We start from the raw sequence: 25,978 nt of genomic DNA, 5'->3' as shown, positions 1-25,978 counted from the left end.
GTGACTTTAAACGCGCCCATGAAAAAGGCGGCGGGCTGTTCAATGAACAACACCGCCGCCTTGAGGGACAGGCAGAAGGGCTTACTGCACTTCTACTGCCAGGCTTTCACTGATCTTTTTCTGCCAGATCGCAGGACCGGTGATGTGCACCGACTCGCCTTTGCTGTCGACCGCGACAGTGACCGGCATGTCCTTGACCTCGAACTCGTAGATCGCTTCCATGCCCAGTTCGGCGAAGGCCAGGACCTTGGACTTCTTGATCGCCTGGGCCACTAGGTAAGCAGCGCCGCCGACGGCCATCAGGTACACGGCCTTGTTGTCCTTGATCGCGTCGATGGCGGTCGGGCCACGTTCGGACTTGCCGATCATGCCCAGCAAGCCAGTCTGCTCGAGGATCTGCCGGGTGAACTTGTCCATGCGCGTGGCGGTGGTCGGGCCAGCCGGGCCGACCACTTCGTCGCCCACTGGATCGACCGGGCCGACGTAGTAGATGAAACGGCCTTTGAGATCCACTGGCAGGGTTTCACCCTTGTTGAGCATCTCGACCATGCGTTTGTGCGCGGCGTCGCGGCCGGTGAGCATCTTGCCGTTGAGCAACACGGTTTCGCCCGGCTGCCAGCTCTGCACGTCTTCTGGAGTCAGGGTGTCGAGGTTGACGCGGCGCGCCGACGGGCCGGCTTCCCAGACGATTTCCGGGTAGGCGTCGAGGGGCGGCGCTTCCAGTTCGGCCGGGCCGGAACCGTCGAGCACGAAGTGCGCGTGACGGGTGGCGGCGCAGTTGGGGATCATGCACACCGGCAGCGAGGCGGCGTGGGTCGGGTAGTCCATGATCTTCACGTCGAGCACGGTGGTCAGGCCACCCAGGCCCTGGGCGCCGATGCCCAGTTGGTTGACCTTCTCGAACAGCTCCAGGCGCATTTCTTCGATGCGGTTCTGCGGGCCGCGCTTTTTCAGCTCGTGGATGTCGATGGACTCCATCAACACTTCCTTGGCCATCACCGCCGCTTTTTCGGCGGTGCCGCCGATGCCGATGCCCAGCATGCCCGGTGGGCACCAGCCGGCGCCCATGGTCGGAACGGTCTTGAGCACCCAGTCGACGATCGAGTCGGACGGGTTGAGCATGGCCATTTTCGACTTGTTCTCGGAGCCGCCGCCCTTGGCCGCCACGTCCACTTCCACGGTGTTGCCCGGGACGATGGAGTAGTGGATGACCGCAGGGGTGTTGTCCTTGGTGTTTTTACGCGCCCCGGCCGGGTCGGCCAGGATAGAGGCCCGCAGGACGTTTTCCGGCAGGTTGTAAGCGCGACGCACGCCTTCGTTGATCATGTCGTCCAGGCTCATGGTCGCGCCATCCCAGCGCACGTCCATGCCCACGCGTACGAACACGGTCACGATGCCGGTGTCCTGGCAGATCGGGCGGTGGCCGGTGGCGCACATGCGCGAGTTGATCAGGATCTGCGCCATGGAGTCACGGGCTGCCGGCGATTCTTCGCGCAGGTAGGCCTCGTGCATCGCCTGGATGAAGTCCACGGGGTGGTAGTAGGAAATGAATTGCAGGGCGTCGGCAACGCTCTGAATCAGGTCATCTTGCTTGATCACGGTCATGAGTCGCGCTCCTCTAAAAGACGGGAACATTTAATAAGGTGACTGCAGCTAGGGTGCATCGGTCGGTTGCAGTCACCTTCTATGGCACGCCGGACATGTAACTGGCGCGACGCTAAAAAGGCGCGGCAGTATAACGCGCCTCGGGGCGCGGCACATCCGCCAGGCGCCAAACGAAAGTCGGGCGGCGAGCGGGCACTGTTCTTGCGTGGATCAGCTACCAATAGCTGTACAACCGCTGAAAATTTGAATAGTTATTTTTGGGCCACGGCACTAAAGTGGCTAGTGGCCTGTAGGGTAGGAAACTCTTTAAAGCCCCCTTTTGCACGGTGAGTCAACGATTGACCCATAAAGCCATCCAGAGCCTATTGCTCAAGCGCTTTGCTATTGCCGCGGGCACTTATGCGCTGATGTTGCTGCTGCTATGGCTGGCCATTCTTGGTGGCTACTATTCGGCCTCGGCGACTGGCGCGTTGTTCGACACGCTGCTGGTGATCGCCACCCAAGCGGTGTTCCTGTGGCTCTTCCTCAGTGGCCGCAACCTGCGTTTCAACGACCCCAGCCTGACCCAGGCGCAGGTGCTGCTGGGCATTGCCTGGCAGTCCTGGATGATCGCCCATCTCGACGGTGCCCGCGGAACCTTCCTGGTGTTCTACGTCCTGCCGCTGCTGTTCGGTTTGTTTCACTTGTCACGGCGGGCGTTTGTGCGGTGTGCGGCGTTGATCTTCTTCAGCTTCGCCGGCATCAACCTCTGGGACGCCTATCACTTCAAGCTGGCAGATCCGCAACTGGCGGTGCTGCAAGTCTGTGTGCTGTTCGTGATCCTCTTGTGGTTGTGCCTGTATGCCAGCTACGTCCAGGCGTCGCGCTTGCGCATGCGCCAGCGGCGCTTTGCGTTGCAGGCCCACCAGGACACCCTGCGCGGCATGATGCGGCAGTTGGAAGACCTGGTCGCCACCGATGAACTGACTGGCCTCTTCAACCGTCGTCATTTCCTGCGCCTGGCTTCCCGGGAGCTGCATGCCATGGATAACGACCAGGTCCACGGCCTGGCGTTGATCGACCTCGACCATTTCAAACGCATCAACGATATGCACGGCCACGCCGCCGGCGATCAGGTGTTGCAGGCGTTCGCCGGGGTGGCCAGTGCCTGCCTGCGTGACGGCGATGTGCTGGCGCGTTATGGCGGCGAGGAGTTCGTGGTGCTGATCCCCGAATGCAGCGCCGAACGCCTGACGTCCTGCTGCGAACGCCTGCGCCTGGCCTTTATGGAGGTGCAACTGGTGGGCCTGCGGGTCGGCGACCTGAGCCTGTCGGCGGGCATGACCCTGTTGCAGTGCGGTGATGACTTGGACGATGCCCTGCACCGCGCCGACCAGGCGTTGTATCGCGCCAAGCGCGATGGCCGCAATCGCTGCGCAGCGGCTTGGGAAGCAGTCGATGCCTGAGTTGCGCGTGGGGTTACAGCAATGGTCGGTCGCCCTTGGCAGCAACCTGCTGGATGCGCTGAATCAGGCGGGGGTGGCGGTGCCCTACAGTTGCCGAGCCGGCAGTTGCCATGCCTGCCTGGTGCATTGTGTCAAAGGCCTGCCCAGCGACAGCCGCCCGGATGCCTTGAGCGATGAGCAGCGTGCAATGGGCTGGCGCCTGGCCTGCCAGTGCCAGGTGGTCGAGGACTTGCAGGTCGAAGCCTTCGACCCTGCGCGTGACGGTTTACTGGCAACGGTGGTGGCGGCCGATTGGCTGTCGTCCAGCGTCCTGCGCCTGCGCTTGCAGCCGGAACGTCCCTTGCGTTACCAGGCAGGTCAGCACCTGGTGTTGTGGAACGGAGCGAACGTCGCCCGTCCGTATTCCCTGGCCAGCCTGCCCCAGGAAGACCCATTTCTCGAATTCCATCTGGACTGCCGTCACCCCGGTGCGTTCAGTGATGGCGCACGCCATCTCAAGCCGGGGGATGGGCTGCGCCTGGGCGAATTGCGCGGCGGGGCGCTGCACTACGATCCCGACTGGCAGGCGCGCCCGCTCTGGCTGTTGGCGGCAGGCACCGGGCTGGCGCCGTTGTTCGGGGTCTTGCGCGAGGCCTTGCGCCAGGATCATCAAGGCGCCATCCGCGTCATTCACTTGGCCCATGACGCCAGCGAGCACTACCTGGCCAAACCCCTGGCAGCGCTGGCGGCCCAGCGGCAAAACCTCAGCGTCGAGCTGCTGACGACGGCTGAAATGCCGGCAGCGCTGGCCCAGCTGCGGCTTGTTTCGCGGCAAACCCTGGCTTTACTCTGCGGTCACCCCGACAACGTCGACGCCTTCGCCCGACGTTTGTACCTGGCGGGGTTGCCGCGTAATCAACTGCTGGCCGACGTCTTCCTGCCCCGGGGTTGAGTGCGCTGACTGCCCAGAGTGAGATAGCCATGACCGATACCCTGTTGGTGGAGCGCGAGGGCGGGCTGCTGAGCGTGCGCCTGAACCGCCCTGAAAAGAAAAATGCCCTGACCCGGGCCATGTACAGCCGCCTGGCCGAGGTGCTGGAACAGGCCGACGCCGACCCTGACATCAATGCCTTGTTGATCAGCGGCAGCAGCCAATGTTTTACCGCTGGCAACGACATTGCCGACTTCCTCGAACAGCCTCCCAGTGGCCTCGACAGCCCGGTGTTCCGCTTTATGCGCAGCCTGTTCGAGTGCCGCAAGCCAGTGGTAGCGGCGGTCGCCGGCCCGGCGGTGGGAATCGGCACCACCTTGTTGCTGCACTGCGATCTGGTTTATGTCAGCGCCGATGCCCGGTTACGCATGCCCTTCGTCAACCTCGGGCTGTGCCCGGAGTTTGGCTCCAGCCTGATTCTTCCGCGCCTGCTGGGCCATGCCAGGGCGGCGCAACTGTTACTGCTGGGCGAGGCCTTCAGTGGCGAGCAGGCAGCCGCCTGGGGCCTGGCGACCCAAGCCTTGGTCGATGGCGAGGCGACACTGGCCTGTGCCCATGAGGCCGCCCGGCGTTTCAGCCAGCTGCCGCCCGCGGCGGTGCAGCTCAGCAAGCAATTGATGAGGGCGGCGGATCGGCAACCCTTGCGCCAGGTGATCGAGGAAGAAGGGCGCTTGTTTTCCCAGCGCTTGCAGACGCCGGAGGCCATTGCGGCGCTCTCGGCATTTCTGGCCAAAGGCTGAAAAGCAGCGCCCGCAGCCGCTTTCTTCCGGGCATGAAAAAGCCTCGCTGGCGTTCACCAGCGAGGCTTTTTCGTACAGCGCTTAGCCAGTTAAAGCATTGGCTGCTTAAACCATCGGGTCGCCAACGTGCAGGATCTTCATGCCGTTGGTGCCGCCGGTGGTGTGGTAGCTGTCGCCCTTGGTGAGGATGACCCAGTCGCCTTTTTCCACAACGCCGCGCTTGAGCAACTCGTCGATCGCGGCCTGGCTGACTTGCTCGGGTGGCAAGGACGCAGGGTCGAACGGCACGGTGTAGACGCCACGGAACATGGCCGCGCGGGCCTGGGTTTCGCGATGCGGGGAGTAGGCGTAGATCGGCACCGAGGAACGGATACGCGACATGATCAACGGCGTGTAGCCACTCTCGGTCAGGGCGATGATCGCCTTCACACCGGGGAAGTGGTTGGCGGTGTACATGGCGGCCAGGGCGATGCTCTGGTCGCAGCTTTCGAACACCTTGCCCAGACGGTGGCTGGAGCTTTTGCTGGTCGGGTGCTTTTCGGCACCGACGCAGATACGCGCCATGGCCTGGACCGCTTCCAGCGGGTAGGCACCGGCGGCGCTTTCTGCCGAAAGCATGACGGCGTCGGTGTAGTCGAGCACGGCGTTGGCTACGTCGGAGACTTCAGCGCGGGTCGGCATCGGGTTCTGGATCATCGACTCCATCATCTGGGTCGCAACGATCACCGCTTTGTTGTGACGACGTGCATGCAGAATGATTTTCTTCTGGATGCCCACCAGTTCGGCGTCGCCGATTTCCACACCCAGGTCACCACGAGCAACCATCACCGCGTCGCTGGCCTTGATCAGGCCGTCGAGGGTTTCGTCGTCAGCCACGGCTTCGGCACGTTCGATCTTCGCCACCAGCCAGGCGGTGCCGCCGGCTTCGTCGCGCAGTTTGCGAGCGTATTCCATGTCGGCTGCGTCACGGGGGAAGGACACCGCCAGGTAGTCGACTTCCATCTCGGCCGCGAGCTTGATGTCGGCCTTGTCTTTCTCGGTCAGGGCCGGTGCAGTCAGGCCGCCGCCGCGACGGTTGATGCCTTTGTGGTCCGACAGCGGGCCGCCGATGGTCACGACGCAATGCAGTTCGGTGGCAGTGGCGGTTTCGACGCGCATCACCACACGACCGTCGTCCAGCAGCAGTTCGTCGCCGACGCCGCAGTCTTTGACCAGGTCCGGATAGTCGATGCCGACGATGTCCTGGTTGCCTTCGGTCAGCGCATGACTGGTGGAGAAGGTGAACTTGTCACCGATCTTCAGTTCGATACGCTTATTGGCGAATTTGGCGATACGGATTTTCGGGCCTTGCAGGTCACCCAGCAGCGCGACGAAACGCCCGTGCTTGGCGGCGAGGTCGCGAACCAGTTTGGCGCGAGCCTTGTGCTCGTCCGGGGTGCCGTGGGAGAAGTTCAGACGGGCGACATCGAGGCCCGCGAGAATCAACTGTTCCAGAACTTCCGGCGAATTACTGGCCGGGCCAAGGGTGGCGACGATTTTAGTACGACGAACGGACATGCACAGACTCCTGAGTTCAAGCGCAACGAGAGGCTACTATGGTCCGAAGTTGTAGTCATTGTTCGTTTGCACTACTTATTCGTTTGTTTGTTTAAAGCAACAACCTTGAAGATTTTCGCCGATGAGTCGATACACTGCACAAGACAGGAGATACCCCATGCGATTCGTACTCATTGCTGCCCTGGCCGTCAGTGTTGTCGGCTGTACCCGCTGGTCCATGGACCACCATTTGAACAATGCCTACCGCGCCTACGACCGTGGCAATTGCGAAAGCGTGATGCTCGAGCTGAGCCAGGTTGATCGCACCAGTCGCACCCGTGGCTATATCAAGCCGGAAGTGTCGATGTTGCGCGGGCAGTGCCTGGAACGGCAGAAACTCTTCGTCGATGCGGCCCAGACCTACCAATTCATCATTACCCAGTACCCCAGCAGCGAGTACGCTTACCGTGCCCGCGCCCGACTGGAAACCTTGCAGCAGTTGGGTTACTACCCGGCCCGCACAGGTGCCCAGGTACGACCGACCGCGTTGTAAGGTCGGTCAGCATCACGACGCTGGCCTCGTGGCGGCGTTGAGCTAAGATTTTTCAGATGGGTTTAGAGCCTTTTCTCTAAACACCGCGGCAGGGGTTCCAGCCGCTCAGGCCTTGTGCCGAGCGCACTCCAGTCGCCGGGCCCCGGGAGAATGAGCCTGCGTGCCAGGCCTGTTTCGAAGCACTAGTGCGGTCATGCTTAATGACCTTTCCATAGCGATACCCAGCATGTTCACCGAACGTCGTATCGAGCGGCACCAGTTGCCGTATTTTTTAAAGGTGTTCAACCGCTTCACGGACAAGCCTGTGGGTTACCTGGGCAATGTTTCTGAGGACGGGTTGATGCTGATCAGCCAACTGCCGATGCTGATTGGTGCCGATTTCGATTTGCGCCTGAAAATCCCGTCCACGGACGGCCACCTGCAGATGGTCGATTTCACCGCCTGCTGCCTGTGGTGCCACGAAGACGTCACGCCCCATTCCTACGACTCCGGTTTCAGCCTGTTGCGCAGCCCGCTGGAGTACCTGCAACTGGTGCAGTCGTTGCGTCACTACTTCAGTTTCTATCCGGTGCAGACGTCGGCCTGATCCGTCGTCCGGCTACAGGGTTCCGGCTTTCTTCCAGCTCAGGTAGCGGCTCACCAGTTGCGGCCCCAGTTCGCCGGGACGGGTGTCGAGCAGCGGAACGCCCTGGGCTTGCAGGCGCTCATGCAGTTCCGAGCGGGCATTCAGGTAGTTGAGGGTGCCACAGTAGGCCAGGGCTTCGGGCAGGGTCTGCACCGGAGACTGGCGCAGTTCGTCGAGCACTTCTTCGCGCAGGCTGGCGACCAGCACCCGATGCTGGCGCCCCAAGCGTTTGACCGCCGTGAGCAACTCTTCGTCGTCCTCGTCCCGCAGGTTAGTGATCAGCACCACCAGCGCTCGGCGTTTCTGCCGGGCCAGCAACTCGCTGGCCGCGGCCTGATAGTCGGCGGGGCGCTGGCTGCTGTCGAGGTCGTAGACACCGTTGAGCAGTACGTTGAGTTGCGCTGCCCCTTTGACCGGCGCCAGGTAGCGCGGCTGGGCACCGGCAAAGGTGCTCAGGCCCACGGCATCGCCCTGGCGCAACGCCACATAGCTGAGCAGCAGGCAGGCGTTGAGGGCGTGGTCGAAGTGCGCCAGCTCGCCGTCCTGGCTGCGCATGCGCCGGCCGCAATCGAGCATGAAAATGATTTGCTGGTCCCGTTCGTCCTGGTATTCCCGGGCAATCGGCGTGCGTTGCCGGGCCGTGGCTTTCCAGTCGATCTGCCGCAGGCTGTCGCCCTCACGAAACTCCCGCAACTGATTGAACTCCAGGCCCAGGCCCCGGCGTTGCAACTGACGTACCCCGAGCTGGCTGATCCAGTTGTCCACTGCTTGCAGTTGGCCGCCGTAGAGGCGGGCGAAGTCCGGGTAGACGCGGGTGCTGTCGGCCACTGCCAGCAAGCGTTTGGCTGACCACAGGCCGAGGGGGCTGGGCAGGTTGATTTCGCAGTGCAGGAAGCTGAAATGGCCGCGCTTGAGGGGGCGCACCCGGTAGCTGAGCTGGCTGCCCTGGCCCGGTTCCAGTACCACGCGCTGTGGCAGGTGCTCGAAGCTCAGGCCATTGGGCGCGTGGTCAAACACCTCGATCACCAGAGGCTGGTCAGCGCTGGGCAGCAGCTCCAGGCGCACCTCGCTCCAACGCCCCAGCGGCAGGCTGCCGGGCAGTTGTCGGCGCAGTTGCGGCGAGGGCAGGCGGTGCAGGCGTAGGGCGTCCAGCAGCGCCAGGATCAGCAGCGCCAGCAGCAGGGCCCAGGCGATCGACAGCAGGCTGTCGGGAACGGCCAGCCCCAGGGCCCGGGTTGCCCCCAGCACGATGTCCAGCAGGGCCAGGCTGGCGAGCCAGATCAGGAGCAGGCGCGAGGGTTTCATGGCTGTGACCGATTCATAGGCGAGGCGCGGCAATCTGTTCGAGCAGTTGAGTGAGCACGTGCTCCACCGACAGGCCTTCAATGTCCAGTTCCGGGGCGATGCGCACCCGATGGCGCAACACCGCCATGGCACAGCCCTTGATGTCATCGGGGATGACAAACTCGCCGCCGCGCAACAGTGCTCGGGCGCGGGCGCCACGCACCAGGGCGATGGACGCGCGCGGACCGGCACCGAGGGCCAGGCCGGGCCAACTGCGGGTGGCCCGAGCCAGGCGCACGGCGTAGTCGAGCACTTGATCGTCCAGGGGCAGCTCACTGGCAATGCGTTGTAGGGCTAGCACGTCCTTGGCTTGCAGCACGGTGCGCAAGGGCTGCACGTCGAGCATGTCGGCACGGGTGGAGCGCGCCACTTGGCGCACCATGCTCAGCTCTTGCTCGGCATCGGGGTAATCCATGCGCAGCTTGAGCATGAAGCGGTCGAGTTCGGCCTCCGGCAGCGGGTAGGTGCCTTCCTGTTCGATGGGGTTCTGGGTGGCCAGGACCATGAACGGCTGGGCAATCGGCAAGGCCTGGCCTTCCAGGGTCACTTGGCGTTCCTGCATGGCTTCCAGCAGCGCCGCCTGGGTTTTGGCCGGTGCCCGGTTGATCTCGTCGGCCAGCAACAGGTTGGTGAACAGTGGGCCTTTGCGCAGCTTGAATTGCTCGGTCTGCAAGTCGTAGACCGCGTGGCCGGTGACATCGCTGGGCATCAAGTCAGGGGTGAACTGGATCCGCGCGAAGTCGCCACCGAAGCACCGGGCCAAGGCCCGCACCAGCAGGGTCTTGCCCAGGCCCGGGACGCCTTCGAGCAGCACATGGCCGCCGGCGATCAGCGCCGTGAGCACGTCGTCGATGACCGCGTCCTGGCCGATCAGCGCCTTGCGCAATTCCACGCGCAGGGCCTGGGCCAACTGGCTGGCTTGCAGGCGTTGGGACGTGGCCGCATCTTGCGGGGTGGCCGGTTCGCTGGCGGTCACGGAATCGTCTGGAAATTCGCTCATAGGGCATTCCTGAGGGTTTGCAACTGGGTCACCCGCTGGCTGAAGTCAGCGCTGGACAGTCGCTGTCCCGGCTGCTGCAGCGCTTGGCTGACGACGTCGAGGGGTTGCTGGGTCAGGCGGGCCAGGGCCTGCCACTGTTCTGCCTGGGGCAGGTGCTCAAAGCCGGGGTGGCGCCGGCGGGCCCGGCGCTGGATGTCCAGGTGCAGGGCCTGCAACAGGGCGGGTTGGCCACTGTGGCGCAGGAGGAAATCGGCACTGGCCTGCAGGTGTTCGCGCAACTGGCGACGTGCCTTGGCCGGTGGTGCCTGCAACGGGCCTTGGCGCACCGCTGCCTGCCACACCCACAGGCCGGCCAGCACCGCGAGGGCTACCAGGGCCTGGGGAAAGTCGCGCAGCAAGAGTTGCCAGAGGTTGTCGTGGTCGGTGTTGAACAGTAGGGTCACGGCGGTATCGGCATTCAGGTACCAGAGCAGCCAGGCATTGTCATAGCGCCCGATGTGCTGGTTTTTCCAGATGTCGGCATCGGTCAGCACGGTCACTGATCCCTGGCCATAATCGAGCCGCATCAGGTGGGTCGCCACCCCGCTGTTGGCCCAGGACTGGGCGAGGTTGTCCGGGTCCTCAAGATGGAAGGCGGTGTCAAAGCCGATGTAAGCCGGGGCCTTTTCATCTTCCAGATAAAGCTTGGTCAACCTCGGGTAGGCGTCCTGGTCTTTCGCTTGCGGCGGCCCGGTCATCTCCTCGCTCATGGACTGCAGCAGCCCCAGGCGATCGAGCAGCAGGTCCCCGCTCTCGCCGCTTTCCTCATCCCACAGGGCCTCGGCGACCATAAGCAAGTGGCCGCCAGCCTTGGCCCAGTCCAGGAGCTGATCGACCTGGCGCGAGGTCATGTTCGAACGCTCGCCCAGCAGGAGCAGACTGTGCTGCTCGGGGGGCAAGCTGGCCAGCCGATCCAGGCCGTTGGTGTGCTCCACCTGCAGCCCGCGTTGACGCAGAAACAGCTCAGCGGCCAGGTACGGGTTGGCCTGGGCTTCAGGGGAGGGGCCGTGATCGATGATTTCCTGATAGGGCGTGGCATTCAGGTAAAGGTAATAACCCAGGGCCCCCAGCAGTGTGCACAAGAGCAAGGACAAGAGGATCAGCAGTGGACGCCTCATGGCTTCGCTCCCGGTCCGAACAGCGCGCGCCAACCGTCGCAAAGCTGTTGTTGCACCTGGGCGTCAGGCACCCGGTGACCGTAGGCCAGGTTGAGCCAATGGTGCGTCAGTTGCGTGCTGAAGGCTTGCAGGGCGGGTTGTTGCAGGCGCTCGATCCGCTCCAGTACCTGGCCTTCGGTGTCGGCGGCCTTGAGGGGCAATTGCAGGTCGTGGAGCAGGCGGCTGAGCAGCGCGCGATAGAGCAGGCCGAGGGCTTCCCGGGGGTGTTCGGACCAGAGCTCGGCGGCACGCGCGGCAACATCCTCGGGCAGGCTTTCGTTGCTGACTTGCAGGCCGAACAGCTGGGTCGGCGCGGCAGGCACCACTGGGCGCCGTTGCGTCGGGCGGCGGCTGACAAAGGCGCGCAGCCAGTCGCTGTAGCGCCAGATCAGCCAGGCGACGGCCGCCACTAGCAGGGCCCAGAGCAGGATCTTCAGGGCCTGTGCGATGCCGGCGAAGCGTTCAGGCGAGACGCTGTCCAGCAAGTCCTTGAGCCAATCCTTGGACGCGGCGTCTTTTTGCTCCGCGGTTTTTGCCGGCGGTTCGTCGCCGAAGCGATAGCGCGTGACCGACTCCGGGTTTTTGAACGGCGGCTGCTCAAGGATGGCCTTGATGCTCTCCTTGGAGGCCTGGCTGGTCAGGGCTTGCCCCAGCAGACGCGGGCTTTTCGGCCCTGGCACCGGCTCGGCGGCCCAAACCGTCGACACGTGGGACAACAGGATCAGCCCGCACACCAGCCATAGGCCGGCGATCCCGGCGAGGCGCTGGCGCAGGCGGCGGAACACCAGTTCGATGTCCCAGGCCTCCAGCTCGGTGCGCCGATTGAGGTAAAGGCTGAAGCCACAGGCCACGTAAATCGGTTCCCAGACAATCAGCACTAGCGCATAAAAAGCGTTGGTCAGATGTTCCAGCCACAGCCAGTCCTGCTCGCTGGCGGTGATCAACTCCTGCCAGCTCCAGTCCAACTCGATCTGTTGTGGCAGCAGTAGGTAGAACAGCGCCATGAGCCCCATCCACAGCGCACATTCCAGGCACATGCCGATCAGGGTCAGCCAGCGCGCCGCGCCGGGTTGCTGCTGTAGCAGGACCCCCAGGCGTTGTTGCCGGGCCTCGCCCGCCAGACCTTCAAGTTGCACCACCGGCATCGTGAAGCTACGGCTCATGCTCAGGCGTCGCCAGGTCAGGCTGGCGAGCAGTTGCGGCTTGAGCAACCGCGGCCATTGGCGCACGGCCTGGCGCAGGCTGGGCGCCTCTGCGAACAGGGCCTTGGACAGAATGAACAGCGGCAAGCGCTCGAAGGCCGGCTTGAGCCACCAGAACAGCAGCAGGGCCACCGAGGGCGATTCCCAGAACAGCAGGCTGAGTAGCATGAACACCGGCAGACTGATCAGCGCCCAACTGCCCATTAGCAGGCCGCGATGACGCTGGTTCAGGAGCACGCCCAGGTCCATGGCTTCCCAGGTATTGCGCGGGCGGATCACTACGCTGGCATCACTTAGGCGCATGGGGTTCTCGTCCGGCGTAGATCAGGTACAGCCCCACCAGGGTCCAGAGCCCGGCGCCCACCAGGTATTTGATCCAGGGCGCCGGCCAGGTCAGCGACGACCAATAGGCTTCGATAAAGGCCGCGATCAGCAGGAACACAATGACCCCGCCCACCAATTGCACGCTTTTGCGCGCGGCGCGCAGCAGGGCTTCACCCCGGGTCAGGCGCCCGGGGGCGATCAGCGCCCAGCCCAGTTTCAGCCCGGCGGCGCCAGACAGCACGATGGCCGTGAGCTCAAAGGCGCCGTGGCCGATGACGAAGGGCCAGAACACCGGGCCTGAGCCGATTTGGGTCAGGTGGCCGGCGATGGCGCCGATCATCAGGCCGTTGAAAAACAGGAAAAACACGCTGCCCACGCCCAGCAGCAAACCGCTGGCGAAGGTCTGAAAGGCGATGCCGATGTTGTGCATGATGTAGTAGCCGAACATCACCCAGTCGTCGCTGGCGGCCCGTTCGGCGGCGCGGCCCAGGCGCCCTGAGGTGGGGTCGTACATGCTCTGCATCTCGGCCACTTGCTGGGTGCTGACCACGCTGTAGATCAGGTCCGGGAACAGGTACATCAGCAGGCCGATGCCCAGCAGGCTGCCGAAGAACAGCAGGCTGGCGGTCAGCACAAAGCGCCACTGCTCGCGCACCAGGCGCGGAAAGCCAGCGAGCATGAACCCCAGGACGTGGGCGCTCAGGGGGCTGCGTTGCCGGTACAACTGCTGATGGCCGCGCAAGGCCAGTTGTTGCAGAGGGTCGATCAGGTAGCTGCTGTAACCCCGTTCCTGGGCCAGGGCCAGGTGTTGGCACAGGCGCCGGTAGGCCCGTGGGAAACCCTGGCAGTCCTCGGGTTTGGCCTTGCCGCGTTCCAGCAGGTCCAGTTGTTCCCTCAGGCGCTGCCATTCGGGTTGATGACGGCTTTCAAACAGGCTCTGTTTCATGTTGGCCCCAGGAAGCCACGGGCGATTCCGTTGAGTTCGGCAGGGGCTTGGGCGGCGGGCACTTGCAGTGGTTCGGCGAGAATCTGCGCCAGCTCCACGGTACGCTCGCGGGACAATTGCCCCTGGCGCTCGGCGAAGCTGAGGATCGCCCGCTGTTCGTTCAGACGCAGGGGGAAGGGCGCATGCCGGGCCTGGGCCTCGGGCAGCGGTGGGCGCTGCACCGCCTGTTCGCGGTAGATCACCAGGGTGCCGGCCGCCAGGTCGCCAAGGCGCTTGAAATTCGGGTGCTGCAGGCAACTGAGGGCACCGAGGAAATAGCCGAACGGCAGCATGTCGGCAAAGCGCAGCAGGTTGCGGGTCAGCGAGGCGGCCCAGCCAATCGGCGTGCCGTCGTCCTGCACCACCCTGAGGCCCATCATCTGTTTGCCGGGGGAGCGGCCCTGGTTCAGCACTTCGAACAGCACCATGTACCACCAACTGATCAGGAACAGCAGGATCGACCCCAGGCCGGTGCCGATCTTGTCGAAGAACCCCAGGAGCAAAAACAGTAGGCCAAGGATCAGCCCGCGAATGCCCAGGTCCAGGGCAAACGCGAGGGCGCGCACCATCAGCCCGGCCGGACGCAGCGGCAGGTCGATGCCTTCCGGCGTTTCGACCTGATACCGCGTATCCAGTGGCGGGTGCAGCGTTGCATTCCCTGGCAGTGCTGTCGTCTCGAGCATGGGCAACGTAATGGCTGGCCTGGTTGAGAAAAAATCCAGCGCCGATGCTAGCAGCCTCAGAGGGGCAAACGACATCAATAACTTCGCGCTGTCTGCACCGGGCGGCTGATTGACGGCAACATGGCTGGCCCTGGCGGCGCCTGAGCGCCTAGACTTTGCCGGTCTTCAGTTCAGGAACGCACCGTGACTTCCATCTTCTGGTACGACTACGAAACCACTGGCATCAATCCGCGTTGCGATCGACCGCTGCAAGTGGCTGGCATTCGCACCGACTTCGACCTCAACGAGATTGGCGAGCCGGTCAACCTCTACTGCCAGCCCAGCGACGACATCCTGCCGCACCCAGCGGCCTGCGTGATCACCGGGATTACCCCGACCCGTCTGGCCAAGCAGGGATTGAGCGAAGCCGACTTCATGACCCGGGTCCACGCCCAGTTGGCGCACCCGGGCACCTGTGGCGCGGGTTACAACACTCTGCGTTTCGACGATGAGATGACCCGCTACAGCCTCTACCGCAACTTTTTCGACCCCTACGCCCGCGAGTGGCAGGGCGGCAACAGCCGCTGGGACTTGATCGACGTGGTGCGTGCCGCCTATGCGTTGCGCCCCCAGGGCCTGGTCTGGCCCGAGGAAGAGGGCCAGGTAACCCTCAAGCTGGAGCGCCTGACCGCGGCCAACGGCATCGATCATGGCCAGGCCCACGACGCCCTGTCCGATGTGCGCGCCACCATCGCCCTGGCGCGGCTGATTCGCGAGAAGCAACCGAAGCTCTACGATTGGCTGTTTCAGCTGCGCAGCAAACAGAAGGTCATGGACCAGATTCGCCTGTTGCAGCCGATGGTGCATATCTCCGGTCGGTTCTCTGCGGCGCGGCATTATGTGGGGATGGTTTTGCCCCTGGCCTGGCACCCACGCAATCGCAATGCCTTGATTGTCTGCGATCTGCATCTGGATCCCCAGGGGTTGCTGGACCAGGATGCCGAGGCCTTGCGTCAGCGTTTATATACCCGACGCGAGGAACTGGCTGACGGCGAACTGCCGGTGCCGCTCAAACTAATTCATATCAATCGTTGCCCTGTGGTTGCGCCGTTGAATGTATTGCGTGAGCAAGATCAGCAACGATTGCACTTGGACATGGCGCTTTATCAGGACCGGGCCCTGCGTCTGAGCGAGGCTCGGGAAGTTTGGCAAGATAAACTTCAGGCCATCTACGCCACGGAAGATTTTGCCGGCAGCGAAGATCCGGAGCAGCAGTTATACGACGGTTTTATTGGCGACCGTGATCGACGCCTGTGTGAACAAGTGCGCCAGGCAGAACCTGATCAATTGCGCCAGTCTCAATGGCCTTTCGATGATCCACGCTTGCCTGAATTACTGTTCCGTTACCGCGCTCGTAACTTCCCGGGGACATTGAGTGACGAAGAGCAAGAGCGCTGGAAGGCATTTTGCCAGCAGCGGTTGCTCGATCCCCAATACGGTGCACCCAATACCCTGGAAAGTTTTAACCAGGCATCTTCGCAGTGGGCTTCAAGTGCGACTGACAGCCAGCGTCAGGTGCTGGATGAGTGGGACAACTACGCCCGCTCACTCAGCCAGCGCCTGGGGCTTTGAACGGTCTTTGTGGCTGAACGCCAGGCATAAAAAAACGCCAGCTGGCTGGCGTTTTTTCTGCGATCACTGGACCGCGGGTGACGCTGTCGAGGCTTAGTCCAGCAGGGTTGCCCAGCCTTCAACGACGTCACCGCCCCACTTGGCTTTCCACTCTTTCAGAGTCTTGTGGTTGCCACCTTTGGTTTCAATCACTTCGCCATTGTGCGGGTTCTTGTATTGCTTAACTTTACGAGCGCGTTTGGTGCCGGTGGTTTTTACCGGAGCGCGTGGCGCTTTAACTTTGGAGTCCGGATCCAGCAGGGCGATGATGTCGCGCAGGGATTTGGAATACTCGCCCATCAGGGTGCGCAGTTTGCCTTCGAATTCCAGCTCGGTTTTCAATTTGTCGTCTTGCGACAGATTCTTCAGGCGGGCTTGCAGCTCTTTGATAGCTTCTTCTGTGGCGCGGTATTCGTTGATCAGGGACATGGATGGCTACCTTATTGGGCGCAGGGTGACTGAAACATAATGGGCAATAATAGTCAGGCGGTTTCAGCAAGTAAACATTTAACAGCGTTTTTATTTGCCACATTTAGAGTGTTTAGGCGTAAACGCAGATCGAAATTTAATACTCGGGTGCATTCCGAACAGATAATCAAGCATTAGTTGTCCACTATTTATAAGTGGCTTTATGTGCCCTCGAAAGGGGTGCACGCCACGGCGGATAAAGCCTGGGTGTGAAGGAGGCGCTTGCAATCGGACGCAATGAATACTGCAGATTCTTCGCGTAATGGCTAGAATGGCGGCCTTTGCGAAGTTCTGGAGTTTCCCCCTCATGCGCACTTTCCGGTTGGTGATTTCTTGCCCTGACCGCGTTGGCATCGTTGCCAAAGTCAGTAACTTTCTGGCCTCCCACAACGGTTGGATCACCGAAGCGAGCCACCACTCGGACAACCTCAGTGGTTGGTTCTTCATGCGCCACGAGATTCGTGCCGATTCGTTGCCGTTCGGTCTGGAAGCGTTTCGCGAGGCCTTCGCGCCGATTGCCGAAGAGTTTTCGATGGATTGGCGTATTACCGACACCGCCGAGAAAAAACGCGTGGTGTTGATGGCCAGCCGCGAATCCCATTGCCTGGCCGACTTGTTGCACCGTTGGCACAGCGATGAACTGGATTGCGAAATTTCCTGTGTGATTTCCAACCACAACGATCTGCGCAGCATGGTTGAGTGGCACGGTATTCCGTACTACCACGTGCCGGTCAATCCACAGGATAAAGAGCCGGCGTTCGCCGAGGTCTCGCGCCTGGTCAAGCAGCACGATGCTGAGGTGGTGGTCCTGGCCCGCTACATGCAAATTCTGCCGCCGGAACTGTGCAGCGAGTACGCGCACAAGGTCATCAACATCCACCACAGCTTCCTGCCGTCGTTCGTCGGTGCCAAGCCTTATCACCAAGCATCGTTGCGCGGCGTGAAGTTGATTGGCGCCACTTGCCACTACGTCACGGAAGAGCTGGATGCCGGCCCGATCATCGAGCAGGACGTGGTGCGTGTCAGCCACAGCGACAGCATCGAGGACATGGTGCGTTTTGGCCGTGACGTCGAGAAGATGGTGCTGGCTCGCGGCCTGCGTTATCACCTGGAAGACCGAGTGCTGGTACACGGCAACAAGACCGTAGTGTTCTGATTGAAGGTGTTCTGATTGAAAAAAACCAGGAGCGGGGTTCAATATCCCGTTCCTGGTTTTTTACGTCACGAGGTCAGCCCTATGACCGATCCATTGGATAAAGCCACTTCCCAGGCCCCGGCCACCCTCGGCGAGGGCTGCCTGAGCCGTTACGATCCGGATGAGCTGAATGCTGACGACGGCACCGAGTTTCCTGGCGCCGCCGAGTTGTGGGAGCAGTTGCAGCAAGAGCCCCCGCCAGTAGGAGCAGGCTTGCCGACGAAAGGGCCCTGAGGCCCTCCCTTCAAATCCTGAAACTGCCCACCAGTTGCTTCAAGCGCGATGCTTGCTGTTCCAGGTCGGAGCACGCCCGCAGGGTGGACTGCAGGTTTTCCACGCCTTCCTGGTTGAGGGTGTTGATCTCGGTGATGTCCATGTTGATGGATTCCACTACCGAGGTCTGTTCCTCGGTGGCGTCGCGACCGACTGGTTCATGCCGTCGATCTCGCCAATGCGCTGGGTCACGCTGTTCAACCGCTCTCCCGCCTGATTGGCAATCTCTACGCTGTCCAGGCTGTGGCGCTGGCTGGTGCTCATGGTGCCCACCGATTCCCGAGCCCCGACCTGCAACTCTTCGATCATGGTCTGCACCTGCTGCGCCGATTCCTGGGTGCGATGCGCCAGGTTGCGTACTTCATCGGCCACCACCGCAAAGCCACGTCCGGCCTCACCGGCCCGGGCCGCTTCGATCGCGGCGTTGAGGGCCAGCAGGTTGGTTTGCTGGGAGATGCTGGTGATCACTTCGAGGATCTGCCCGATGTTCACCGTTTTGCTGTTCAGGGTTTCGATATTGCTGCTGGAGGCACTGATCATCTCCGACAGCTGGTGCATCGCCTGGATACTGCGGTCCACCACTTGCTGGCCATCTTCGGCGAGGTTGCGTGCGTCGCTGGCCTGTTGCGAGGCCTGGGCGGCGTTGCGGGCAATTTCCTGGGCGGCGGCACCCAGTTGATTGATCGCGGCGGCCACGCTGTTGGTGCGGCTGGCCTGCTCATCGGAGTTGAGCATCGAGGAGTTGGAGGCGCTGACCACCCGCAAGGCGACTTCATTGACCTGCTCGGTGGCTGAAGACACTTCGCGGATCGAGCCGTGGATGCGCTCGACAAAGCGGTTGAATGCGTTACCCAGGGTGCCGAATTCGTCTTGATTGTGGATGTTCAGGCGCCGGGTCAGGTCGCCTTCGCCGTCGGCGATGTCCTGCATGGCGCGGGTCATGACGTGCAGGGGCTGCATCAATACGCGGATCAGCATGCCGAGCAGGGCAATGATGATGGCCACGGCAATCAGGGTGGCAATAATGGCTGAGGTGCGGAACTCGCTGAGCGCCGCGTAGGCTTTGTCCTTGTCCACGGAGAGGCCGATGTACCAGTTGACCGAGGACAGGCCTTTGATCTGGGTGAAGGTGACAATCCGCGACTGGCCGTCGACCTGGATTTCACTGAGATCGCTGCTGATGCGTGGGGTGTCCTGGGGGTAGACGTCCTTGAGGGTTTTCATCACCAGGTTCTTGTCCGGGTGCACCAGGATCTTGCCGTCCGCGCTGACCAGGAACGCATAGCCCATGCCGTTGAAGTTAAGGGCATTGATGGTTTCGGCGATCACTTGCAGGCTCAGGTCGCCCCCGACCACGCCGATTCTCTGCCCGCCCTTGAGCACGCTGTCGACGATGGAAATCACCAACTGGCCGGTGGCCAGGTCGATATAGGGTTCGGTCAGGGCCGAGCCGTTGGTGCTTTCGGCGGTCTTGTACCAGGCGCGTGCACGGGGATCATAGCCATCCGGCATCTTGCTTTCCGGACGCATGATAAAGCTGCCGTCCTGGCTGCCCAGGTAGGCACCCATAAAAGTCGAGCTGATGGCTTTTTGCACCAACAACTGGCTGACGTTGCCAGGCTCGGAATTCAGAGCAACGGCTTGGGCCAGGTTCTCCACCAGCAGGCCGCGGCCGGCGAGCCAGGTCTGGATGTTCTTCGCTGTGACGTCACCCATTTCCTGCAGGTAGTTATCCAGGTTTTTATGGATGGCGTTGCGCTGCAGGTAATCGTTGTAGAGCGTGAACAGGGCAAAAGCAGCGATGACGATCAGCGAGGCGGCAAGCAGGATCTTGTGACTGAAACGCAAATTCTTGTTCATGGCTTGGGGTGTCCGCTAAGGTCTTGAAGGTCCAAGGTGCGCAAGGCTGAAAAGCGCGCAAAATAGGCGCCGGTGAAAGTACTCTGATATTTCCATCTTTCCCTAGAGGATTGTCCGACCTTAAGTTCAGATATATCTGGTCCATCGCTTATCCATATCGACCGTGCAGGGCTAAAGATTAACCATGGGTGACAAAATGCCTGATTCATTGCAACTCGTTATTGGTGCCGACCTCGCAGGGCAACCTATCGCCCAGGCCATGAGCCTGGCCAATCGCCATGGCCTGGTGGCCGGTGCTACGGGGACCGGCAAGACCGTTACCCTGCAACGCCTGGCGGAGGCCTTCAGCGATGCTGGCGTGGCGGTGTTCGCGGCAGATATCAAGGGCGACCTGTGCGGGCTGGGGGCGGCAGGGAACCCCCAGGGCAAGATCGCCGAGCGGATTGCCGGCATGCCCTGGCTCAATCACAAACCCCAGGCGTATCCGGTGACGCTGTGGGATATCCATGGGCAATCCGGCCATCCGTTGCGCACCACCTTGAGTGAAATGGGGCCGTTGTTGCTGGGCAGCCTGCTGGAACTGACCGACAGCCAGCAATCGGCGCTGTATGCCGCGTTCAAGGTGGCGGACCGTGAAGGGCTGTTGCTGCTGGACCTGAAAGACCTCAAGGCGTTGCTCAACCATCTCAAGGAGCAGCCCGAGTTGTTGGGCGATGACGCGGCCTTGATGACCACTGGCTCCAGCCAGGCGTTGTTGCGGCGCCTGGCGATTCTCGAACAGCAGGGCGCCGAAGCCCTGTTCGGCGAGCCGGCCCTGCAATTGGAAGACATCCTGCAACCGGCGGCCGATGGCCGTGGCCGGATCCATCTGCTCGATGCCAGCCGCCTGGTGCATGAGGCACCGAAGGTGTACGCGACCTTCCTGCTGTGGCTGCTGGCTGAACTGTTCGAACAGTTGCCCGAGCGCGGCGACGCACAAAAGCCCTTGCTGGCATTGTTTTTTGACGAAGCCCACCTTTTATTTGCTGGAACGCCCAAAGCCCTGCAAGAGCGCCTGGAGCAAGTGGTGCGTTTGATTCGTTCCAAGGGCGTCGGGGTGTATTTCGTTACTCAGTCTCCGGGGGATTTGCCGGACGACGTCCTGGCGCAGTTGGGCTTGCGCGTCCAGCACGGTTTGCGCGCATTCACTGCCAAGGAGCAGAAATCCCTGCGGGCCGTGGCCGATGGCTTCAGGCCCAATCCGGACTTCGATGCCCTGTCGGTGTTGACCGAACTGGGGATCGGCGAGGCCCTGGTGGGCACGTTGCAGGACAAGGGTACGCCGGCGATGGTGCAGCGGGTGCTGGTGGCACCGCCGCAATCACGGATCGGGCCGCTGAGCGAGGCTGAACGGGCGGCACTGATTGCGGGTTCGCCATTGCTCGGGCGTTATGACAAACCGATCGACCGCGAGTCTGCCTATGAAGTGCTGATGGGGCGCAAGGACCTGGCGCCGAACGCCGAGGCGCAGGCCAAGCCGGGCACGCCCGTCGCCGAGGAGCCGAGCCTGGCTGACCGTGCCGGAGAGTTTCTCGGCACCGCCGCCGGCCAGGCGCTGAAGTCGGCCATGCGCCAGGCCGCCAATCAACTGGGGCGGCAATTGGTGCGGGGCTTGATGGGCTCTTTATTGGGCGGCAGTAAGCGTCGCTGAGCCAGCGGCCTCAGGCTTTGGACTTGGCGTGGCTGGCCAGTCGTTCCAGCGCGGCCCGCAGGTTGGGGTCGCTGATGCCGTCGGCGGTGGCCTGGATGGTTTGCGCGGCGCTACTCGACAAGTCCATGGTGTGGCTGGCAGCGCCATGCTGCACCGTGGGCGGTTGCACCTTGAACAGAATGCGGGTCAGGCTGGCGAACTCCTGAAACTCCACCAGTTGCCGTTGCAGGCGTTTTTGCTGGTAGCGCAGGCGGGTCGCCCAATGGCCGTCGGTGACGATCAACAGCAGGCTGCCTTCGCGCCAGGACGCTACATGGCAATGCTCACGAGCCGCCGGTTGCAACTGGCTTTCCAGCAAGCGCTGCAAATGCGCCAGGCGCTGGGCATGGCCGAGTATGGCTTTAAGAGGCTTGGCTTCGCGAAGGAGAACGGCGGGTGCGCGTGCCGTAAGAGGGCGAAATGCCATAGTCAGAAACCTGAAGTTACAGAGCGCGCATGGTAGCAGAAAGCGCCTGCTGCACCTTGCCCTTCGCTTTTGCGTCGAACCTTGAGGGGCGCGGCAATACACAACTTCTAGGGAAGTTGGGGTTGAAGTTCAGCCAAAAGACCTTATTTTAGGTGAGCCCCGTCACAGCGCTGTGCCAGCATCGTGGAATAACGCCACTTTCCTCACCATCGTTTCCGGGTAGAATGCTCGTTCGCATGCGGCCATGAGGGCTGCTCGGGCGACTCACGGGGCCGCCCTCCAACCCTATGTGTGGAAGATCCTGCCGATATGTTTGCGCCTTTGTTAAAGAAACTTTTTGGAAGCAAGAACGAGCGTGAAGTCAAACGCATGCTCAAGACGGTACAGATCGTCAATGCCTTCGAAGAGCAAATGGTGGCCCTTTCGGACGATCAATTGCGTGCCAAGACCCAAGAGTTCAAGGACCGCATAGCCAAAGGTGAAACCCTCGACAAGCTGCTTCCCGAAGCCTTTGCGGTTGCCCGCGAAGCCGGTAAGCGCGTCATGGGTATGCGCCACTTCGACGTACAGCTGATCGGTGGCATGACCTTGCACGAAGGCAAGATCGCCGAGATGCGTACCGGTGAAGGCAAAACGCTGGTAGCCACCCTGGGCGTTTACCTCAACGCATTGTCCGGCAAGGGCGTGCACGTGGTGACCGTGAACGACTACCTGGCTCGCCGCGACGCCAACTGGATGCGTCCACTGTACGAATTCCTCGGCCTGACGGTCGGCGTGGTCACGCCGTTCCAGCCGCCGGAAGAAAAACGCGCGGCCTATGCTGCCGACATCACCTACGGCACCAACAACGAATTCGGTTTCGACTACCTGCGCGACAACATGGCGTTCAGCATGGAAGAAAAATTCCAGCGTGAACTGAATTTCGCCGTGATCGACGAAGTCGACTCCATCCTGATCGACGAAGCCCGTACGCCACTGATCATTTCCGGTCAGGCCGAGGACAGCTCGCGCCTGTACATCGAAATCAACAAGCTGATTCCGCGTCTCGAGCAACACATCGAGGAAGTGGAAGGCGTTGTGACCAAAGAAGGTCATTTCAGCGTTGACGAGAAGACCCGCCAGGTCGAACTCAACGAAGCCGGTCACCAGTACATCGAAGAGATGCTGACCCAGGTCGGTCTGCTGGCCGAGGGCGAGAGCCTGTATTCGGCGCATAACCTGGGCCTGCTGACCCACGTTTATGCCGGCCTGCGTGCCCACAAGCTGTTCCATCGCAACGTCGAATACATCGTGCAGGATGGCCAAGTGGTCCTGGTGGACGAACACACCGGTCGTACCATGCCGGGTCGTCGCTTGTCCGAGGGCCTGCACCAGGCCATCGAAGCCAAGGAAAACCTGAACATCCAGGCCGAAAGCCAGACCTTGGCGTCGACCACGTTCCAGAACTATTTCCGTCTTTACACCAAGCTGTCCGGCATGACCGGTACTGCGGACACCGAAGCCTTCGAATTCCATCAGATCTACGGTCTGCAAGTGATGGTGATTCCGCCGAACAAGCCGTTGGCGCGCAAGGACTACAACGACCTGGTGTTCCTGACCGCGGACGAGAAATACGCCGCGATCATCAACGACATCAAGGAATGCATGACCCAGGGCCGTCCGGTGCTGGTCGGCACCGCGACCATCGAAACCTCCGAGCACATGTCCAACCTGCTCAATCAGGAAGGTATCGAGCACAAGGTCCTGAACGCCAAGTTCCACGAAAAAGAAGCTGAAATCATTGCCCAGGCTGGTCGTCCGGGCGCCCTGACCATCGCCACCAACATGGCCGGTCGTGGTACGGACATTCTCCTGGGCGGCAACTGGGAAGTGGAAGTGGCTTCCCTGGAAGACCCGACTCCAGAGCAGATCGCCCAGATCAAGGCCGACTGGCAGAAGCGCCACCAGCAAGTGCTCGAATCGGGCGGCCTGCAGGTGATCGCTTCCGAACGTCACGAATCCCGTCGTATCGACAACCAGCTGCGTGGCCGTGCCGGTCGTCAGGGTGACGCCGGTTCCAGCCGTTTCTACCTGTCCCTGGAAGACAGTCTGATGCGCATCTTCGCCTCTGACCGGGTGAAGAACTTCATGAAGGCCCTGGGCATGCAATCCGGCGAGGCGATCGAGCACCGCATGGTGACCAACGCCATCGAGAAGGCCCAGCGCAAGGTAGAAGGTCGCAACTTCGACATCCGCAAGCAATTGCTGGAGTTCGATGACGTCAACAACGAGCAGCGTAAAGTGATCTATCACATGCGCAACACGTTGCTGGCTGCGGACAACATTGGCGAAACCATCGCTGACTTCCGCCAGGACGTGCTCAACGCCACCATCAGTGCGCACATTCCGCCGCAATCGCTGCCAGAGCAGTGGGACGTTGCCGGTCTGGAAGCCACCATTCAGAGCGACTTCGGTGTCAGCCTGCCGATCCAGCAATGGCTCGATGAAGACGATAACCTGTACGAAGAAACCCTGCGCGAAAAGCTGCTCAATGAGCTGATCGCCGCGTACAACGAGAAAGAAGACCAGGCCGGTGCTGAAGCACTGCGTTCCTTCGAGAAGCAGATCGTACTGCGCGTACTGGACGACCTGTGGAAAGACCACCTGTCGACCATGGACCACCTGCGTCACGGTATTCACCTGCGTGGTTACGCGCAGAAGAACCCGAAGCAGGAGTACAAGCGCGAGTCCTTCACCCTGTTCTCCGAGCTGCTGGATTCCATCAAGCGCGATTCGATCCGTGTGCTGTCCCATGTTCAGGTACGCCGCGAAGATCCGATCGAAGAAGAGGCGCGCCTGCGCCAGGAAGCTGAAGCCCTGGCCGCTCGCATGCAGTTCGAGCACGCCGAGGCGCCGAGCCTGGATCAGCCGCAAGCCCTGGAAGAAGGCGTCGATGTGGATGTAGCCCTGGCTACCGCACCGGTGCGCAATGAACAGAAACTGGGCCGCAACGAACTGTGCTACTGCGGTTCGGGCAAGAAGTACAAACACTGTCACGGTCAGATCAGCTAAGATTTCTGCCAGACATTGAAACACCCGCGCCGCGACCGGCTTAAGCCGTCGCGGCGTTTTTCCATTCCAGACACCGTCTTTTGTGACGACGGTGCTGACATCACGTTAAGAGGAGCGCATTCATGGCTGTTGGTCTTGGTCCTTTGCCAACGTTGCACCCGGTTGCCGGTTTTGAACTCGGTATCGCCTCGGCGGGCATCAAGCGCCCAGGGCGCAAGGATGTGGTGGTCATGCGCTGCGCCGAAGGCTCTACCGTGGCGGGCGTGTTCACCCTCAACGCGTTCTGCGCGGCACCGGTGATCCTGGCCAAGCAACGGGTGCAAGGTCCGGTGCGTTACCTGCTGACCAACACCGGCAATGCCAACGCCGGTACTGGCGAACCGGGCCTGGCTGCTGCCACCCGCACCTGCGCCAAGCTGGCCGAGCTGACCGGTGTCGACGCCAGCGCTGTGCTGCCTTACTCCACGGGTGTGATCGGCGAGCCACTGCCGGTCGAGAAAATCGAAGGCGCCCTGCAAGCCGCGCTGGACGACCTGTCCGTGGACAACTGGGCGGCTGCGGCCACCGGGATCATGACCACCGACACCCTGCCCAAGGGCGCCAGCCGTCAGTTCCAGCAGGAGGGTGTGACCATCACCGTGACCGGCATCAGCAAGGGCGCGGGCATGATCCGTCCGAACATGGCCACCATGCTCGGCTATATCGCCACCGACGCCAAAGTCTCCCGTGATGTCTTGCAGAACCTGCTGCTGGACGGTGCCAACAAGTCCTTCAACCGCATCACCATCGACGGTGACACCTCCACCAACGATTGCTGCATGCTGATCGCCACCGGTCAGGCCGCGTTGCCGGAAATCACCGAAGCCAGCGGCCCGCTGTTCGCTGCGTTGAAACAAGCGGTGTTCGAAGTGTGCATGGAAGTGGCTCAGGCCATCGTTCGCGACGGCGAAGGCGCGACCAAATTCGTCACCGTTGAAGTCAATGGCGGCGGCACTCACCAGGAATGCCTGGACGTGGGTTACACCGTGGCTCACTCGCCCTTGATCAAGACCGCGCTGTTTGCCTCCGACCCGAACTGGGGGCGCATCCTGGCAGCCGTTGGTCGTGCCGGCGTGGC

21 protein-coding genes and 1 pseudogene are annotated in these 25,978 nt (G+C 61.9%); 11 read left to right on the top strand and 11 right to left on the bottom strand.

Annotated features, from left to right (window positions below):
• Positions 1 to 81 precede the first annotated feature (81 nt).
• Positions 82 to 1,605, bottom strand: a complete 1,524-nt coding sequence (locus M1B34_RS00110; protein WP_123328621.1) for a fumarate hydratase — start codon at positions 1,603 to 1,605, stop codon at positions 82 to 84.
• A gap of 338 nt (positions 1,606 to 1,943) precedes the next feature.
• Between M1B34_RS00110 and M1B34_RS00105 the strand changes: the two genes are divergently transcribed.
• The 3 genes from M1B34_RS00105 to M1B34_RS00095 are packed head-to-tail and all read left to right on the top strand — an operon-like array spanning position 1,944 to position 4,760.
• Positions 1,944 to 3,050, top strand: a complete 1,107-nt coding sequence (locus M1B34_RS00105; protein WP_268264095.1) for a GGDEF domain-containing protein — start codon at positions 1,944 to 1,946, stop codon at positions 3,048 to 3,050.
• Complete coding sequence (locus M1B34_RS00100) at positions 3,043 to 3,981, top strand: iron-sulfur-binding ferredoxin reductase (RefSeq protein ID WP_268264094.1); 939 nt, start codon at positions 3,043 to 3,045, stop codon at positions 3,979 to 3,981. Before M1B34_RS00105 ends, M1B34_RS00100 begins: the two co-directional genes overlap by 8 nt.
• 29 nt (positions 3,982 to 4,010) lie before the next feature.
• Positions 4,011 to 4,760, top strand: coding sequence for an enoyl-CoA hydratase-related protein (locus M1B34_RS00095; protein WP_268264093.1), 750 nt, complete (start codon positions 4,011 to 4,013; stop codon positions 4,758 to 4,760).
• A 105-nt stretch (positions 4,761 to 4,865) separates the two neighbouring features.
• Here the strand turns inward: M1B34_RS00095 and pyk are convergent, their stop codons facing one another.
• On the bottom strand, positions 4,866 to 6,317 hold the full coding sequence (gene pyk, locus M1B34_RS00090; RefSeq protein WP_123328617.1) for a pyruvate kinase: 1,452 nt from the start codon (positions 6,315 to 6,317) through the stop codon (positions 4,866 to 4,868).
• Positions 6,318 to 6,474: 157 nt separating this feature from the next.
• Between pyk and M1B34_RS00085 the strand changes: the two genes are divergently transcribed.
• Together M1B34_RS00085 and M1B34_RS00080 are read left to right on the top strand one after the other, a co-directional pair.
• Entirely contained in the window at positions 6,475 to 6,849 is a 375-nt protein-coding gene (locus M1B34_RS00085; protein WP_123328616.1) for a tetratricopeptide repeat protein, read from the top strand.
• A gap of 226 nt (positions 6,850 to 7,075) precedes the next feature.
• Positions 7,076 to 7,435 carry a PilZ domain-containing protein gene (locus tag M1B34_RS00080; protein WP_268264092.1) on the top strand — a complete coding sequence of 120 codons (360 nt, stop codon included), beginning with the start codon at positions 7,076 to 7,078 and terminating at the stop codon, positions 7,433 to 7,435.
• A gap of 12 nt (positions 7,436 to 7,447) precedes the next feature.
• On the opposite strand, the gene M1B34_RS00075 is transcribed toward M1B34_RS00080, so the two are convergent.
• Genes M1B34_RS00075 through M1B34_RS00050 form a run of 6 tightly spaced genes read right to left on the bottom strand, consistent with a single transcriptional unit; the run spans position 7,448 to position 14,208 of the window.
• Positions 7,448 to 8,779 carry a DUF58 domain-containing protein gene (locus M1B34_RS00075; protein WP_268264091.1) on the bottom strand — a complete coding sequence of 444 codons (1,332 nt, stop codon included), beginning with the start codon at positions 8,777 to 8,779 and terminating at the stop codon, positions 7,448 to 7,450.
• Positions 8,780 to 8,792: 13 nt separating this feature from the next.
• A complete protein-coding gene (locus M1B34_RS00070; RefSeq protein ID WP_268261733.1) occupies positions 8,793 to 9,818 on the bottom strand; it encodes an AAA family ATPase in 1,026 nt (341 codons plus the stop codon).
• Positions 9,815 to 10,975, bottom strand: coding sequence for a DUF4350 domain-containing protein (locus tag M1B34_RS00065; RefSeq protein WP_268264090.1), 1,161 nt, complete (start codon positions 10,973 to 10,975; stop codon positions 9,815 to 9,817). The genes M1B34_RS00070 and M1B34_RS00065 overlap by 4 nt, the downstream gene beginning before the upstream one ends.
• Positions 10,972 to 12,519: a DUF4129 domain-containing protein gene (locus tag M1B34_RS00060; RefSeq protein WP_268264089.1), complete on the bottom strand. Its 1,548-nt coding sequence runs from the start codon at positions 12,517 to 12,519 to the stop codon at positions 10,972 to 10,974. The genes M1B34_RS00065 and M1B34_RS00060 overlap by 4 nt, the downstream gene beginning before the upstream one ends.
• Positions 12,506 to 13,486: a stage II sporulation protein M gene (locus M1B34_RS00055; RefSeq protein ID WP_268264088.1), complete on the bottom strand. Its 981-nt coding sequence runs from the start codon at positions 13,484 to 13,486 to the stop codon at positions 12,506 to 12,508. Before M1B34_RS00055 ends, M1B34_RS00060 begins: the two co-directional genes overlap by 14 nt.
• On the bottom strand, positions 13,483 to 14,208 hold the full coding sequence (locus M1B34_RS00050; protein ID WP_123328611.1) for an RDD family protein: 726 nt from the start codon (positions 14,206 to 14,208) through the stop codon (positions 13,483 to 13,485). Before M1B34_RS00050 ends, M1B34_RS00055 begins: the two co-directional genes overlap by 4 nt.
• Positions 14,209 to 14,391: 183 nt before the next feature.
• Here M1B34_RS00050 and sbcB point away from each other — a divergent pair, with 183 nt between their 5' ends.
• Positions 14,392 to 15,819, top strand: a complete 1,428-nt coding sequence (gene sbcB, locus M1B34_RS00045; protein ID WP_268264087.1) for an exodeoxyribonuclease I — start codon at positions 14,392 to 14,394, stop codon at positions 15,817 to 15,819.
• Between the two features lie 93 nt (positions 15,820 to 15,912).
• Here the strand turns inward: sbcB and mvaT are convergent, their stop codons facing one another.
• Positions 15,913 to 16,287 (bottom strand): histone-like nucleoid-structuring protein MvaT, encoded by a 375-nt coding sequence (mvaT, locus tag M1B34_RS00040; protein ID WP_123328609.1) that lies wholly within the window; start codon positions 16,285 to 16,287, stop codon positions 15,913 to 15,915.
• 346 nt (positions 16,288 to 16,633) lie between these two features.
• Here mvaT and purU point away from each other — a divergent pair, with 346 nt between their 5' ends.
• Together purU and M1B34_RS00030 are read left to right on the top strand one after the other, a co-directional pair.
• Entirely contained in the window at positions 16,634 to 17,482 is an 849-nt protein-coding gene (gene purU, locus M1B34_RS00035) for a formyltetrahydrofolate deformylase (protein WP_123328607.1), read from the top strand.
• An 81-nt stretch (positions 17,483 to 17,563) separates the two neighbouring features.
• Positions 17,564 to 17,755 carry a hypothetical protein gene (locus M1B34_RS00030; protein ID WP_268264086.1) on the top strand — a complete coding sequence of 64 codons (192 nt, stop codon included), beginning with the start codon at positions 17,564 to 17,566 and terminating at the stop codon, positions 17,753 to 17,755.
• Positions 17,756 to 17,765: 10 nt separating this feature from the next.
• Here M1B34_RS00030 and M1B34_RS00025 read toward each other — a convergent pair.
• Positions 17,766 to 19,654: pseudogene (locus M1B34_RS00025) on the bottom strand (methyl-accepting chemotaxis protein).
• 196 nt (positions 19,655 to 19,850) lie between these two features.
• On the opposite strand from M1B34_RS00025, the gene M1B34_RS00020 reads away from it, so the two are divergent.
• Complete coding sequence (locus M1B34_RS00020; RefSeq protein ID WP_268264085.1) at positions 19,851 to 21,344, top strand: helicase HerA-like domain-containing protein; 1,494 nt, start codon at positions 19,851 to 19,853, stop codon at positions 21,342 to 21,344.
• Positions 21,345 to 21,354: 10 nt separating this feature from the next.
• Here the strand turns inward: M1B34_RS00020 and M1B34_RS00015 are convergent, their stop codons facing one another.
• Positions 21,355 to 21,810: a DUF721 domain-containing protein gene (locus M1B34_RS00015; protein ID WP_123328604.1), complete on the bottom strand. Its 456-nt coding sequence runs from the start codon at positions 21,808 to 21,810 to the stop codon at positions 21,355 to 21,357.
• A 309-nt stretch (positions 21,811 to 22,119) separates the two neighbouring features.
• Between M1B34_RS00015 and secA the strand changes: the two genes are divergently transcribed.
• Together secA and argJ are read left to right on the top strand one after the other, a co-directional pair.
• Positions 22,120 to 24,861: a preprotein translocase subunit SecA gene (gene secA, locus M1B34_RS00010; RefSeq protein ID WP_268264084.1), complete on the top strand. Its 2,742-nt coding sequence runs from the start codon at positions 22,120 to 22,122 to the stop codon at positions 24,859 to 24,861.
• Between the two features lie 122 nt (positions 24,862 to 24,983).
• Positions 24,984 to 25,978, top strand: a 995-nt coding sequence (argJ, locus tag M1B34_RS00005) for a bifunctional glutamate N-acetyltransferase/amino-acid acetyltransferase ArgJ (protein WP_268264083.1), incomplete at its 3' end; no start/stop codon positions are given.

Source organism: Pseudomonas morbosilactucae (assembly GCF_023241715.1).
GTDB lineage: Bacteria > Pseudomonadota > Gammaproteobacteria > Pseudomonadales > Pseudomonadaceae > Aquipseudomonas > Aquipseudomonas morbosilactucae.
The sequence above is the reverse complement of the archived record's forward strand: the minus strand, read 5'-3'. Positions and strand labels throughout refer to the sequence as shown.

Bases quoted from the DNA above. Each gene is read 5' to 3' on its own strand.
- M1B34_RS00110 (WP_123328621.1), bottom strand. From the start codon at position 1,605: ATGACCGTGATCAAGCAAGATGACCTGATTCAGAGCGTTGCCGACGCC.
- M1B34_RS00100 (WP_268264094.1), top strand. From the start codon at position 3,043: ATGCCTGAGTTGCGCGTGGGGTTACAGCAATGGTCGGTCGCCCTTGGC.
- M1B34_RS00095 (WP_268264093.1), top strand. From the start codon at position 4,011: ATGACCGATACCCTGTTGGTGGAGCGCGAGGGCGGGCTGCTGAGCGTG.
- pyk (WP_123328617.1), bottom strand. From the start codon at position 6,317: ATGTCCGTTCGTCGTACTAAAATCGTCGCCACCCTTGGCCCGGCCAGT.
- M1B34_RS00085 (WP_123328616.1), top strand. From the start codon at position 6,475: ATGCGATTCGTACTCATTGCTGCCCTGGCCGTCAGTGTTGTCGGCTGT.
- M1B34_RS00080 (WP_268264092.1), top strand. From the start codon at position 7,076: ATGTTCACCGAACGTCGTATCGAGCGGCACCAGTTGCCGTATTTTTTA.
- M1B34_RS00075 (WP_268264091.1), bottom strand. From the start codon at position 8,779: ATGAAACCCTCGCGCCTGCTCCTGATCTGGCTCGCCAGCCTGGCCCTG.
- M1B34_RS00070 (WP_268261733.1), bottom strand. From the start codon at position 9,818: ATGAGCGAATTTCCAGACGATTCCGTGACCGCCAGCGAACCGGCCACC.
- M1B34_RS00065 (WP_268264090.1), bottom strand. From the start codon at position 10,975: ATGAGGCGTCCACTGCTGATCCTCTTGTCCTTGCTCTTGTGCACACTG.
- M1B34_RS00060 (WP_268264089.1), bottom strand. From the start codon at position 12,519: ATGCGCCTAAGTGATGCCAGCGTAGTGATCCGCCCGCGCAATACCTGG.
- M1B34_RS00055 (WP_268264088.1), bottom strand. From the start codon at position 13,486: ATGAAACAGAGCCTGTTTGAAAGCCGTCATCAACCCGAATGGCAGCGC.
- M1B34_RS00050 (WP_123328611.1), bottom strand. From the start codon at position 14,208: ATGCTCGAGACGACAGCACTGCCAGGGAATGCAACGCTGCACCCGCCA.
- mvaT (WP_123328609.1), bottom strand. From the start codon at position 16,287: ATGTCCCTGATCAACGAATACCGCGCCACAGAAGAAGCTATCAAAGAG.
- purU (WP_123328607.1), top strand. From the start codon at position 16,634: ATGCGCACTTTCCGGTTGGTGATTTCTTGCCCTGACCGCGTTGGCATC.
- M1B34_RS00030 (WP_268264086.1), top strand. From the start codon at position 17,564: ATGACCGATCCATTGGATAAAGCCACTTCCCAGGCCCCGGCCACCCTC.
- M1B34_RS00020 (WP_268264085.1), top strand. From the start codon at position 19,851: ATGCCTGATTCATTGCAACTCGTTATTGGTGCCGACCTCGCAGGGCAA.
- M1B34_RS00015 (WP_123328604.1), bottom strand. From the start codon at position 21,810: ATGGCATTTCGCCCTCTTACGGCACGCGCACCCGCCGTTCTCCTTCGC.
- secA (WP_268264084.1), top strand. From the start codon at position 22,120: ATGTTTGCGCCTTTGTTAAAGAAACTTTTTGGAAGCAAGAACGAGCGT.